Raw genomic sequence first — 12883 nt, forward strand, 5'->3', positions numbered from 1 at the left:
CGGAGGTAAGCTGGCCTGCATGACCGAGCTGCCACCGCCGACCCTTGACGATGCGACCCGAAACCGGGCCGAACTGGCCCTGTGTGGGCTCATGGCCTACCGGGAACTGACCGCATTCGAACGACTATCCTCCGATGCACGGTTCTCTCCGACCATCATCGACCGGGTGGCACTGGCCCGACTGGCCGTCCATGAGTTCGGCCATTATGAGCGAGTGGTGGAAGTCATCACCGCCCGAGGGGCCGAGCCAGCGGATTCCATGGAACCTTTTGTGGCCTCCATCGATGCCCTGCACGATCGCACCCGCCCCGGGGACTGGTATGAATCCTTGATGAAGGCCCATGTCATCGACTCGGTCTCGGGGGATTTCTATGTCGCGATCTCCCGCGGTTTGGACCCCGATATCCGTCGACTCGTCCAAGAGGTACAGGCACTGGATGAGCAGAATAAATGGCTCCACGAACGCCTCCAAGAAGCCCTGCAGGAAGATCCTCGGCTGGCCTCCCGGTTGGCGCTGTGGGGCCGGCGCCTGCTGGGGGAGGCCCTCACCCAGGCCCGCAGGATCGCCGAAAGTGGTCTTTTCAACGATGCGCTGATCACCCCGGACGGGGAAGAACCCCTGAGCGTCCTGTTTTCCGAACTCGTGGAAAACCATTCGCGCCGGATGGCTGCCCTGGGGTTGACTGCCTGAGCCAACGGCACGAGCATGGGCCCAGGGAGCGAAAGGAGAGATCATGACCGATCCATCCACCGAACCGGCAGACACCGTGCTGACGGGGACCCGACTCAATGAAGCCCTGACCGGGCTGCCCGATTGGCGGTACCGTTTGGGCGCCCTCGTGACGGCCTACTCCTTCGCCAGCTCAGCGTCGGCCATCGACTTCATCGCCGGCGTGGGGGCGATTGCCGAGGACCTCAATCACCACCCAGACCTGGACTGGCGGTATGACACCGTCTTCTTGACGGTTTCCTCCCATGAGGCAGGAGGTGAGGTCACCGGTCAGGACATGGAATTCGCCGAGGCAGTGTCCAGGGTTGCGACGCGGGCCGGGGGGACCGCCGAACCGCGTCGTCACACCACCGTGGAGTTGGGCATCGATACCGAGGACCCCTCACGGATCGCCGAATTCTGGACCAGTGCACTGGGATATCAGTTGGCGGATAACGGCGATGTCGTCGATCCGGAAGGACGCAACCCGAATATCTGGTTCCAAGTGACCGATACGCCGGCGAACAACAGGATCCACCTGGACCGGCACGTTGCGCTGAGCACCCTGGAACTCGAGCGGGAAAATCTTCGCCCGGTGGCCGGTGAGGGAGACGGGACACGGCACCCTGCGTTCAGGGTCTATGCCGACCCCGACGGAAACCGGGTCTGCCTCTGCACCGAAATCGGCCATATGCCCGCCGACTGAGGTGGCCAGAGAAAAACTGCCGGCCCCGACACNNGTGTCGGGGCCGGCAGTTTTCTGCGGGGTGTTTCGTTAGGCCTGGGCGGCGAAACCGACGCGGCGCTGTTCCTCGGCGCCAACCTCCACATAGCCGATGACACCGGCCGGGACGATGATCTGGCGGCCCTTGGAATCGCTGAGCACCAGATCGGTGGAGCCGCTGATGGCGTCGCGGACGGTCTGACTGACCTGTTCCGCGGTCTCGGCAGATTCGATGACAACCTCGCGGGCAACATTCTGGATTCCGATGCGCACGTCCATGGTGGCTCCTCTTAAGTCGGGGTGGGCGCCTCGAGCGACGCCCCTATGCTTCAGGGTCAAATCTACGTCAGGATTCCTTCGGGAACCGAGCAATTCCGCGCCAAGCTAAACGCGAGACCAGGTCGCTGGCCTCGTCGAGATCAACCTCGCCCTCCAGCTCGAGCCAGTAACGGGCCGCGACCTGGGCCATACCTGACATCGCCCGGCCCAAGAGCACCGCTTGGGCCTGGCTGAGACCGGTGTCCTCGGCGATCACCCCGGCAATGGCATCGGCGAAATTCGCGTTGAAGGCCTCCAGCCGGGAACTCACCGCCGCGTCATTCATCAGATCCGATTCAAAGACCAGGCGGTGGGCCTGACTGTCACCGGCGATGAAACCGAAGAACTCACGGATGGTGGCCCTGACCCGCTGCTTATTATCGGTGGTGGAGGCGATGGCCAGGAGCAGCCGGTGGGAGAGGGCCTCCAGATGTTCGTCGAGCAGCGCGAGGTAGAGCTCGCGTTTGCCCGGGAAATGCTGGTACAGCACCGGTTTACTGACCATCGCGACGTCGGCGATCTCGTCCATGGCAGCGCCATGGTAGCCATGGGCCACAAAGACCTGATGCGCGGCCTGCAGCAATTGCCGCCGCCGCTGGTCCCGCGGCATCCGAGGGGTCCGCTGAGAATTTTCTGGACTGCGCTCCACTGCCTGCCTCTCCTCCGTAACGTCGTCGTCGTTACAGATGGAGTCATTCTACCCATGGGTAATCCACGGCTGGGACTAAGCTGGGAAAATGCAGGATGCGATACGAACAGCCCCCGGCCCCCTCGTTGAACCAGCCGTCGAGCTGGGTCCGGAAGAACTGAAGCGCTATTCACGCCATATCATCATCCCCGAGGTCGGCCTGGAGGGGCAGCGGCGGCTGAAGAACTCCCGCGTTCTCGTGATGGGTGCCGGTGGGCTGGGTTCCCCGGCACTGCTCTACCTGGCTGCCGCCGGCGTCGGGAGAATCGGTATCGTCGAAGACGACACCGTGGAAGTCTCCAACCTGCAACGTCAGATCATCCATGGCATGTCCAATGTGGGGCAGGGCAAAGGTGAGTCGGCGCGGCAGAGCATTGCCGAGATCAACCCGTTCACCGACGTCGTCCTGCACGACGTGCACCTGGACAGCACCAACGCGTTGGAAATTTTCGCCGACTACGACCTCATCCTGGACGGGACCGATAACTTCGCCACCCGCTACCTCGTCAACGATGCGGCGGCGATCTTGAATAAACCCTATGTCTGGGGGTCGATCCTGCGCTTTGACGGCCAGGTCAGTGTCTTCTGGAACGGTCAGGGCCCCACCTATCGGGACCTGTACCCCGAGGCGCCGCCGGCCGGAAGCGTTCCCTCCTGCGCCGAGGGCGGCGTCTTTGGGGTGCTATGCGCACAGATTGGGGCAGTGATGGCCGCCGAGGCCATTAAGCTCATCACCGGGATCGGCGAATCCTTGCTGGGCCGGGTGCTCATCCTCGACGCACTGGCCATGAACTGGCGGGAAATCCGTTTGCGTCCCGACCCGGAAACGGTCCAACCGGCCGAATTGCTGGAAGACTACCCGGCGTTCTGCGGGATGACCCCTGCGGGAGAACCGGCCCAGGAACTACCGACCATCGATCCGCTGGGCCTGCGTGAGCTGTTGGCAGCACGTGCCGCCGGGCGCAAGGACTTTGTCCTGATCGATGTCAGGGAAGCGGGCGAGGCCGAGATCGTGTCCATCGACGGTGCCGAATTGGCTCCGCGCGCCCAAGTGCTGGGAGGGGACATCAGTCTGCCGCGGGATCGTGAGGTGGTCCTGCACTGCAAATCAGGTGGACGCTCCGGCGAGGTGCTCGAGTACCTGATCGACCAGGGCTATGACAACGTGCGGCATTTGGCCGGAGGCATCGCCGCCTGGGTCGAACAAATCGAACCCGAAAAATCAATGTACTAGGGGCTGTCAGCAGCGGGGTGGAGCACCGGCGTGCACGCTAGGATTCGCGGCGTTCGGGGCAGGGCGGGCCGTCGGTACCCGTAGCGGGCAACGCCGGCGGGCCGGTGGTTGGTTCCTCGGCGCGGATCCCGGGCGCGGCCTGGTGGCCGGTGGCTGCCGGGGATTCTTCGAGCTCGATGCCGAAGAGGGTGGTGAGGGCATCCTCGACATCGCCGTGCCGTCCTTCTGCGGCCAGATCCCTAGCCCTCACGGTGGGGACATGGAGGAGTTGGCGCATCATGCGGCGCATGGCGAATTCGACTTCTTCGGCAGCCGCGGTGCAACCATGCTGGGCCCTGACCCGCTGCACTTCGGTCTCGAGGACCTTCTGGGTGTGCTTGCGGAGCGCGACGATCGCGGTATCTGCGCTGCGCTGGCGCTGCTGCCCGGCGAATTTCTCGGCAGCGTCGGTGACGATGACCCGGGCCTGGGCCACGGCTTCTGACTGTTCGGCGGGAGCAGCCATGCGCACTGACTCCAGCGTGATCAATTCGACGCCGTCCAGATCCGAGACATCGGGGTCCACATCGTGGGTCAGTGCCAGGTCAATGGCCACCAGGGGCCGCCCGTTGCGGTCCAACGACTGCAATTCGGCGGCATCGATACGCACCCCGCCGCCGCTGCAACCGATCAGCACGTCGGCCTCACGCAAGACGGTCGGCAGAGCCTCATCGTCGATGGCCGTTCCGCCGCGGGACGCGACGAAGGCATCGGCCCGGCCCGAAGCCGAGTAGACGGAAACGTTGGCGGCCCCGCGTTCCTTCAGCCGGGCCATGGTGGCGCCGGCATAGGCGCCGGTACCGAAGATGACGACATTGAGCTCCGACCAGGACGCCGCGACCGAGAGGTCCTCGGAAAGATCGAGGGCCACCGAGACGATGGACAGGCCCCGGCCGCCCAACGCGGTGCGGGTCCCCACATCCTTGGCGGTCCGTGAGGCGCTCTGGAAAAGCCTCACGAGGGGACCGGAAGCCGTACCGGTGGCCTGCGCCTCGATGAGGGCCCGCTTCACCTGGCCAGCAATCTCACGTTCACCGATGACTGCCGAATCGAGTCCTGCCCCGACAGCGAAAAGGTGGGAGACGGCGTCGTCCGCTGTCTTGGTTTCCAAGGCCTGGGAGACCTGATCCTCGGCCAGCCCGGAGGCGGCAGAGATCTGTTCGATCACTGCCTGACGAGCCGCGGGTACCTCGGTCTCGCCGGGGGCTTCGCAATAGACCTCGTAGCGGTTGCACGTGGACAAGACGACAGCGCCGGAGACCGGGGTCGTGCCATCGAGCACGGCAGAAGCGACCCCGTCGGAAGCGGCGCTCAGCCGGGCCACCGTTTCAAGGTCGATATCAGAATGGGATGCGACAAGTGCTAGGAAAACCACAATGTCCAACATCGTACCGCTAGAGTGCCCATCGGGACATGCAGGCTGCCCTAACCTGAGGGCCTGGATCCCCCGGAATGACGGGCCAGAATAGGATTTTTACGAGACGTAGAACGTGTCGTTGGCCACGAAGGGTCTTCGCAGGTGGCAAGGATTAGCGGTTCAGTGGGTGGACTTGGCAGAATCGGAGCATGACCTTGAGCGCTAGCCACCCGTTGATGGATGGGCGTACGTCCTCATCCGATCTCATCACGACCTACCGAGGCGGGGTGCCCAACCGGCGCCCCGTATGGTTCATGCGCCAGGCAGGACGTTCGCTGCCTGAGTATCGCAAGCTCCGCGAAGGCGGAAACATGCTCGATTCCTGCCTGAACCCGGAGATGGCCTCGGAAATCACCTTGCAGCCGGTACGCCGTCACGGGGTGGACGCGGGAATCTTCTTCTCGGATATCGTCATCCCGCTCAAACTCGCAGGGGTCGGCGTGGACATCGTTCCCGGCGTCGGCCCGGTTCTGGACGAACCGGTACGCACGGCAGCCGATGTGGCCCGCTTGCCCGAACTCACCGATGCCTCACTGGACCCCATCCGTGAGGCGGTGGCCCTGACGGTCGCCGAACTCGGCAGCACTCCGCTGGTCGGCTTTGCCGGGGCCCCGTTCACCGTTGCCGCCTACATGGTCGAAGGCAAACCGTCCCGGGACCACCTGGGCCCGCGCCGGATGATGCACAACGACCCGGATACCTGGAACGCCCTGGCCGAATGGGCTGCCGAGGCCTCGGGTGCGTTCCTGCGCGCCCAGCTGGAAGCAGGTGCCAGTGCCGGCCAGCTCTTCGACTCCTGGGCCGGAAGCCTGTCGCTGGCCGATTACGAGCAGTTCGCCGCGCCGGCCTCCACCCTGGCCTTCTCCCGGGTCAAGGACCTGGGCGTGCCGCTCGTGCATTTCGGGACCGGGACCGGTGAACTCCTGACGGCGATGCGTGACTGCGGTGCCGACGTGGTGGGGGTGGATTACCGACTGGAGTTGGCCGAGGCCAACCGACGCCTCGGCGGACAGAGTGTCCTGCAAGGCAATATCGATCCGGCCTTGCTGACCGCCCCCTGGGAAGTCCTCGAGGCCCACGTCCGTGACGTCCTGGCCTCGGGCGCGCACGCTCCCGGCCATGTGGTCAACCTCGGACATGGGGTTCCCCCGGATACCGAACCCGAGGTCCTGACCCGGGTGGTGGAACTCATCCACTCGATCCCCCCGACCGCAGGCTGACATCTCGTGCACACCTGATCATCAGGACACGGGGCGATAATGGTGGGGACCCTTCGTGGGTCTCCAGCGCGGAAAGGACGTAGGGATGACGCAGGCCGAGAAGATCGTCGGCACTCCGGGCCATGCTTCGGCGCCCCGCGCGATCGTGGTCGGCGGAGGGATCGCCGGGCTCGTGGCGGCCCGCGAACTCTCGCTCACAGGACACCACGTTGACGTCTTTGACGCTTCCTCACGCTTCGGTGGAAGCGTGGCATCCCATGAGGTGGCTGGGCTGAAACTCGACGCGGGCGCCGAATCCTTCGCCGTCCGTTCCACCGCCGTCGCCGAGCTGGCCACCGAACTGGGCTTGGAGGCGTCGATCCAGACGCCGAATCCTGCAGGTTCCTGGCTGTACCACGCAGCCGATCACGCCAAACGGGGTGGCCCCCGGGCCCTCCGGATGCCGGCCACCGCCCTCCTGGGCATCCCCGCGGATCCTTGGGCCGAGGACGTTAAAGCGGTGATCGGTGCGGCAGGCTGTGTTCGGGCTGCCACCGATCTGGCCATGCCGGTGACCCGACGCCAGGCCAAGGAACCCATCAGTTTGGGCGAACTCGTTCAGGCCCGAATGGGCCAAGCAGTCCTGGACGGACTGGTGACCCCCATCGTTGCCGGAGTGCATTCGGCCGATCCGACCACCCTGGACGTCGATACGGTCGCCCCCGGGCTACGCGCCGCCATGGTGAAACACCATTCCTTGGCTCGAGGCGTCGCCGCACTGCGGGCTTCGGCCCCGGCAGGTTCGGCCGTCGCCGGGCTGGCCGGTGGCATGCACCGACTGATCGAGGCACTGCTGGACGAGCTGAAAACCGCGGGTACCGGACTGCAGGTGGGATCCACAGTCCTGTCCCTGGCTCGGAAGGCGCCCACCGAAGGATTTTCCGAGGGCGACTGGGAGGTCACCGTCGAAGGCCAGGCGGCCCCCGAAACCGCCGAACGGGTCATCATCGCCACCCCCGGGCCGGTCGCCGTGGATCTACTGGCCGGCCTCCTGCCCGATGCCGCCGCCCTGCGACCGAAGACCGGACACGGCATCGCGCTGGTGACGCTGGTCGTGGACCAGCCGGAGCTCGACGCGGCACCACGCGGCACCGGTCTGCTGGTTGCTCCCGGAACCCCCGGTGTCACGGCAAAGGCCCTGACCCATGCCACGGCCAAATGGGGGTGGCTCGCCGACGAGGCAGGACCGGGAACCCATGTGCTTCGGCTGTCCTACGGACGCCTCTCCGACGGCCCCGACACGATCCCCGCAGACGACTCCGTCCTGGGCGATATCGCCATCTCCGACGCTTCGACCCTGATGGGTGTCCGGCTCTCGGCAGCCGATGTGGTCGGGTGGGACGTGGTCCGCTATGACGCAGCCCTGCCTTTCGCCACCACCGGCCACCGGGACCGGGTCGATGCCTTCCGTGCCGCCCTGGCCGAACAACCGGGGCTCGACGTCGTCGGCGCCTGGCTGGCCGGCACCGGTTTGGCCTCGGTCGTCGCCGACACGAGGGCCCGCACCTCCATCACCGCCAGTTGACTGCGGCCAACCGGCCGCCAAGACCCCACCGAAATATCCAGCAGCAGAAAGTTGAGGCCACACCGTGAGCCAAGCACCTTCCACCACCGAAACCGGCACGTCCGAGGCCCCGGAGGAAGAGCTCTTCTATACCCTGTGGACCGTGTTCAAACGCGATTCCGACCTGGACCGCAGCGAAGGCGTCGCAGCCTTTGACGCCCTGGTCACCGAGCTGGCCACGGCCGGCGTCGTCCTGCGCGGCACCTACGACGTCTCGGGGATGCGTAACGACGCCGACATCATGGTGTGGTTGCATGGCCCGAAACCCGATGGCCTGCAGGAGGCCGTGCGCAAGATCCGGCGCACTTACCTCTTTGCCGAAACCACCCTGGTCTTCTCCGCCATGGGAGTACACCGGGATGCGGAATTCACCAGGAACCATTCACCATCCTTCGCCCTGGGCAAGGAACCGCAGAAGTGGCTGTGCTTCTACCCCTTCGTCCGCTCCTACGAGTGGTACCTGCTCGAGGGTGAACAGCGCGGCAAGATGCTGCGGGACCACGGCATGCTCGGCAAGGATTTCCCCCAGGTCCAGGCCAATACCGTCGCCTCGTTCGCGCTCGGCGACTGGGAGTGGCTGCTGGGCCTGGAAGCCCCCGAACTGATCGATCTCGTCGACCTCATGCGCCACCTGCGCTACACCGAGGCACGGAACCATGTCCGCGAGGAGATCCCCTTCTACACCGGCAAACGCATCAGCACCGCCGAGGTTGCCGAGGTGCTGCGATGAGCCAGCCCGAGCAGTCCTTCGACCCGCGGACCGGCTACGACGACGCAGGGCGGATGGAACCCAAACCCTATGACGCCATCCTGCTCGCCTCCTTCGGCGGCCCCGAAGGCCAGGAAGACGTCATCCCGTTCCTGCGCAACGTCACGCGCGGCCGCGGTATCCCCGATGAGCGTCTCGAAGAGGTCGCCACCCACTACCGGGCCAACGGTGGCATCAGCCCGATCAACGCCCAGAACCGGGCGCTGAAATCGGCGATGGAAGCCGAACTGGCCTCCCGCGGGATCGACATCCCCGTCTACTGGGGCAACCGCAACTGGGACCCCTACATCCCCGAGACGCTCAAGGCCCTGCACGAGGACGGCCACCGGAAGGTGCTGATGTTCTCCACCAGCGCCTACTCCTGCTACTCCAGCTGCCGCCAGTACCGCGAAGACCTGGGCGTGGCCCTGCGCGAAACCGGGCTCGAGGGCATCCTCGAGGTCGATAAGGTCCGCCAGTACTTCGACCACCCGGGCTTCGTGGACCCCTTCGCTGAAGGTGTGGCCGCCGGTTTGGCCGACGTGCGCTCCCAGCTCGCCGCTGCCGGCACGCCCGAGGCGCCGGTACGGATTGTCTTCGTCACCCACTCCATCCCGCTCTCCGACGCCGAAGCCGCCGGCCCACGGGATCTGGCGCCCACACTGGACACCGATGTGTACTCGGCCCAGCACCTGGCCGTCGGCGAGGCTATCCTGGCCCAGGTTCCCGAGGCCACGGGCCTCGAACACTCACTGGTCTTCCAGTCCCGTTCGGGTTCCCCGGCCACCCCGTGGTTGGAACCGGATATCAACGACGCGCTGGCCGACTATCACGCGTCGGGCACCGGAGGCGTGGTCGTGGTACCGATCGGCTTCGTCTCGGATCATATGGAGGTCCTCTGGGACCTGGATACCGAAGCCAAGGAGACCTGCGAGGAACTGGGATTGGCCTTCAACCGGGCAGCCACCCCGGGCACGCACGAAAAGTTTGTCCGCGGCATCGTGGACCTGGTCTCCGAACGGATCGCCGGACCCGACGGTTCGGCACTGCTTGCAGGCCGGCAGAGCGAGGTCGAGCTCGGCCCCTGGTTCGATGTCTGCCGTCCCAACTGCTGCTCCAAGATCATGCGTGACGGCACGATCAAGCCGACCATCGCCGCCGTGGACTCCGAGGTGGGGGTGCCCGCATCATGAGCGAGGAAATGACCGGACAGGGAACGACGACGGAGCCCGGCTTCCGTGTGGGGACGCGTGGTTCGGCGCTGGCCATGACCCAGACAACCACGGTGGCCGAAGCCCTGAGCGCGGCTTCCGGGCAGGGGCATGAGCTCATCCGGGTCAAAACCGAGGGCGACGTCACCTCCGGCCCGTTATCCCAGCTCGGCGGCACCGGGGTGTTCGCCGCCGCGCTGCGGATGTCGCTGCTTGAGGGCGGCTGCGATGTGGCGATCCATTCGCTCAAGGACCTGCCCACGGCCCAACCAGAAGACCTCGTCATTGCGGCCACGCCGGTCCGGGTCGACGTCCGTGATGCGCTCTGCGCCCGGGACGGGCTGAGGCTGGATCAGCTTCCACCGGGCTCCAGAATCGGCACCGGATCCCCGCGCCGGGGCGCCCAACTGAAGGCTGCCCGGCCCGATCTGCAGATCGTGGGCATCCGCGGGAACGTCGGTACCCGGCTGGGCCGGGTCGCCGGTTCGGCCACACCGGAGGACGACGGCGGGGTGGGCCGCGGTGTCCAGGGTGACTTGGACGCCGTCGTGCTGGCCGCTGCAGGACTCGAACGGTTGGGCCTGGGCGAACACATCACCGAGTACCTGGATCCCGAGATCATGCTCCCGGCGCCCGGGCAGGGGTCGTTGGCCGTGGAGGTCCGTGCCGGTGGCACCGGCAACTCCGAGGTCGACGCAGCACTGAAGGTCCTGGATGACCCCGAAACCCGGATGACCATCACCGCAGAGCGGGCCCTGCTGGGCCGACTCGAGGCCGGTTGCTCGGCACCGATCGGCGCCCTGGCGAGGATCGTCGACGGTGAATTGCGGTTAGACAGCGTTGCCTGCGCCCCGGATGGTAGTGACTGGATCCGACGTAGCGCCACCACCGAACGCCTCGACATCGAGGGCGCCCAGGCCGTGGGGATCGCTCTGGCCGAGGAACTACTCGACGCCGGGGCCGCCCGGATGGCGGGCCTTTAGGTGCCCGATCGCCGATGGTTGGCCGGACGGTCGGCGCTGCTCTTGCGCAGCGCTGACCGGTCCGCTCCCACCGTGGCCGAACTGGCAGCCCGTGGCGCGACAACCCTGCTGTGCCCGCTGATCGACTTTGAACTCCCGGAGGACACCACCGGGATCGACGACGGGATCCGTCGCCTGGCCGACGGCGGATTCGACTGGCTCCTGCTCACCTCGCGCACCACGGTGCTGGCCTTGCAGCAGCGCTCCGCCGCACTGGGCGTGGTTGGAGCGGGATCGGCTGGCAGAGAACCCAGCGGAATCCCGGCCACCGGAAGCGGGATACCCGTTCCGGAACCGACCCGAATCGCCGTTGTCGGCGAGGCAACGGCCCGGGCGGCCACGGCAGCTGGCCTGCCCGTGGAATTTGCTCCGGAGACCGACCACTCGGCGCGTGGCATGTTGGCCGAATGGCCCGCCATCTCCCGCCCGGGGCCCGGCAGCACCGTCTTCATGCCCCAAGCCGATATCGCCTCTTCCACACTGGCCGACGGCATGCGCCACTGGGGTGCCGACGCCTTCGTCGTCACCGCCTACCGCACCGTTGATGCCCCCGCCGAACCATCGCGTCGTCTGCGCGCACCGGAAGCCGAACCGGCACCTGCCCCCCTGGTGGAACCCGCAGTGTTGACCCGGAACGGAGGTGTCCCGGAGTCAGTGGACGCCGTGTTCTTCACCTCCCCGAGCATCGTCAGGCGCTACCTGGCCCTGGTCGGCACGCCACCGGACACGGTAGCTGCCATCGCCATCGGCGACTCCACCGCCGAGGAGTTGCGCCGCAACGGCTGGGAACCTGCTGCCATCGCCTCCACGCCCACCCCGGCCGGGCTGGCCGACGCTTGGGAGTTCGCGGTGCACGATCCGTCGCCACCGGGTGAACCCGCCACCACCGACCACCCAGACTGAACCCACGAACCCCCGACCACGAACGCCCCGCATGCCACCCGGGGCAGAGAGCTGAAGGCCACGATGTCTTTCCCCGCCCACCGGCCCCGCCGGCTGCGTACCACCCCCGCCATGCGTCGGCTTGTCGCCGAAGTCGATCTGGCCCCGCGCCAGCTCATCCTTCCCACGTTCATCCGTGAGGACCTCACCGAACCACAACCGATCACCTCCATGCCCGGCGTCGTGCAACACACCACCGATTCGCTCAAACGCGCAGCCGTCGAGGCCGTGGAACTGGGGCTCGGTGGGTTCATGATGTTCGGTATCCCGGCCCACCGTGATGCCACCGGCAGCGCCGGGATCGACCCCGAGGGGGTGCTGAACCGGGCCATCGCCGACGTCAGGGCAGAAGTCGGCGACGATATTGTCATCATGTCCGACCTCTGCCTGGATGAATTCACCGACCACGGGCACTGCGGAGTCCTGGACGAGGAGGGCCGCGTGGATAACGACGCCACCCTGGCGATCTACGCGCAAATGGCCGTCGTCCAGGCCGAGGCGGGCGCCCATATGGTCGCCCCCTCGGGGATGATGGACGGCCAGGTCGCCGTCATCCGGCAGGCCCTGGATGCCGCCGGGCTGGCCGACACGTCGGTGCTGGCCTACGCCGCGAAATACGCCTCCGCGTTCTACGGGCCCTTCCGTGAGGCCGTGGATTCGCAGCTGAGCGGGGACCGGCGCACCTACCAGATGGATGCCTCCAACCGCCGCGAGGCCATCCATGAGGTTGAACTGGATCTGGCCGAGGGAGCGGATCTGGTCATGGTCAAACCGGCCATGAGCTACCTGGACGTCCTGGCCGACGTTGCCGCCATGTCACCGGTCCCGGTCTCGGCCTACCAGATCTCCGGTGAGTACGCGATGATCGAAGCCGCCGCAGCCAACGGGTGGATCGACCGCCGCGCCGCCGTCACCGAATCCGTGCTGTCCATCCGCCGTGCCGGCGCCGACACCGTCTTGACCTACTGGGCCGCCGAACTCGCGGGCTGGCTGAAGGAAGGAAAATAA

The 12883-nt window shown here is 66.3% G+C and carries 13 protein-coding genes; 10 read left to right on the forward strand and 3 right to left on the reverse strand.

Features of this window, described 5'->3' with window-relative positions:
* Positions 1-19 precede the first annotated feature (19 nt).
* Positions 20-691 carry a ferritin-like fold-containing protein gene (locus CIK75_RS12440; RefSeq protein ID WP_086999640.1) on the forward strand — a complete coding sequence of 224 codons (672 nt, stop codon included), beginning with the start codon at positions 20-22 and terminating at the stop codon, positions 689-691.
* Positions 692-734: 43 nt separating this feature from the next.
* Positions 735-1415, forward strand: a complete 681-nt coding sequence (locus CIK75_RS12445) for a 4a-hydroxytetrahydrobiopterin dehydratase (protein ID WP_086999641.1) — start codon at positions 735-737, stop codon at positions 1413-1415.
* A gap of 69 nt (positions 1416-1484) precedes the next feature.
* Here CIK75_RS12445 and CIK75_RS12450 read toward each other — a convergent pair whose 3' ends face one another.
* Together CIK75_RS12450 and CIK75_RS12455 are read right to left on the reverse strand one after the other, a co-directional pair.
* A complete protein-coding gene (locus tag CIK75_RS12450) occupies positions 1485-1712 on the reverse strand; it encodes a DUF3107 domain-containing protein (RefSeq protein ID WP_086999643.1) in 228 nt (75 codons plus the stop codon).
* A 67-nt stretch (positions 1713-1779) separates the two neighbouring features.
* Positions 1780-2361 (reverse strand): TetR/AcrR family transcriptional regulator, encoded by a 582-nt coding sequence (locus CIK75_RS12455; protein WP_086999645.1) that lies wholly within the window; start codon positions 2359-2361, stop codon positions 1780-1782.
* 127 nt (positions 2362-2488) lie between these two features.
* On the opposite strand from CIK75_RS12455, the gene moeB reads away from it, so the two are divergent.
* Positions 2489-3673 carry a molybdopterin-synthase adenylyltransferase MoeB gene (gene moeB / locus CIK75_RS12460; protein WP_086999647.1) on the forward strand — a complete coding sequence of 395 codons (1185 nt, stop codon included), beginning with the start codon at positions 2489-2491 and terminating at the stop codon, positions 3671-3673.
* A gap of 37 nt (positions 3674-3710) precedes the next feature.
* Here moeB and CIK75_RS12465 read toward each other — a convergent pair whose 3' ends face one another.
* Positions 3711-5087: a glutamyl-tRNA reductase gene (locus tag CIK75_RS12465; protein ID WP_087000041.1), complete on the reverse strand. Its 1377-nt coding sequence runs from the start codon at positions 5085-5087 to the stop codon at positions 3711-3713.
* Between the two features lie 191 nt (positions 5088-5278).
* On the opposite strand from CIK75_RS12465, the gene hemE reads away from it, so the two are divergent.
* The 7 genes from hemE (at position 5279) to hemB (ending at position 12883) form a co-directional block, all read left to right on the forward strand.
* The gene (gene hemE, locus CIK75_RS12470; RefSeq protein WP_086999649.1) at positions 5279-6349 is read left to right on the forward strand and encodes a uroporphyrinogen decarboxylase; all 1071 of its coding nucleotides are present in this window, start codon (positions 5279-5281) and stop codon (positions 6347-6349) included.
* 85 nt (positions 6350-6434) lie between these two features.
* Positions 6435-7913: a protoporphyrinogen oxidase gene (gene hemG / locus CIK75_RS12475; RefSeq protein WP_086999651.1), complete on the forward strand. Its 1479-nt coding sequence runs from the start codon at positions 6435-6437 to the stop codon at positions 7911-7913.
* A 64-nt stretch (positions 7914-7977) separates the two neighbouring features.
* Positions 7978-8682 (forward strand): hydrogen peroxide-dependent heme synthase, encoded by a 705-nt coding sequence (hemQ, locus tag CIK75_RS12480; protein ID WP_086999653.1) that lies wholly within the window; start codon positions 7978-7980, stop codon positions 8680-8682.
* Positions 8679-9893, forward strand: a complete 1215-nt coding sequence (locus CIK75_RS12485; protein WP_086999656.1) for a ferrochelatase — start codon at positions 8679-8681, stop codon at positions 9891-9893. The genes hemQ and CIK75_RS12485 overlap by 4 nt, the downstream gene beginning before the upstream one ends.
* The gene (hemC, locus tag CIK75_RS12490; protein ID WP_241895429.1) at positions 9890-10894 is read left to right on the forward strand and encodes a hydroxymethylbilane synthase; all 1005 of its coding nucleotides are present in this window, start codon (positions 9890-9892) and stop codon (positions 10892-10894) included. Before CIK75_RS12485 ends, hemC begins: the two co-directional genes overlap by 4 nt.
* Positions 10895-11836, forward strand: coding sequence for a uroporphyrinogen-III synthase (locus CIK75_RS12495; protein WP_086999660.1), 942 nt, complete (start codon positions 10895-10897; stop codon positions 11834-11836).
* Between the two features lie 63 nt (positions 11837-11899).
* Entirely contained in the window at positions 11900-12883 is a 984-nt protein-coding gene (hemB, locus tag CIK75_RS12500; protein WP_086999662.1) for a porphobilinogen synthase, read from the forward strand.

It is taken from the genome of Glutamicibacter sp. BW78 (assembly GCF_002332245.1).
Taxonomy (GTDB): Bacteria; Actinomycetota; Actinomycetes; order Actinomycetales; family Micrococcaceae; genus Arthrobacter_H; species Arthrobacter_H rhombi_A.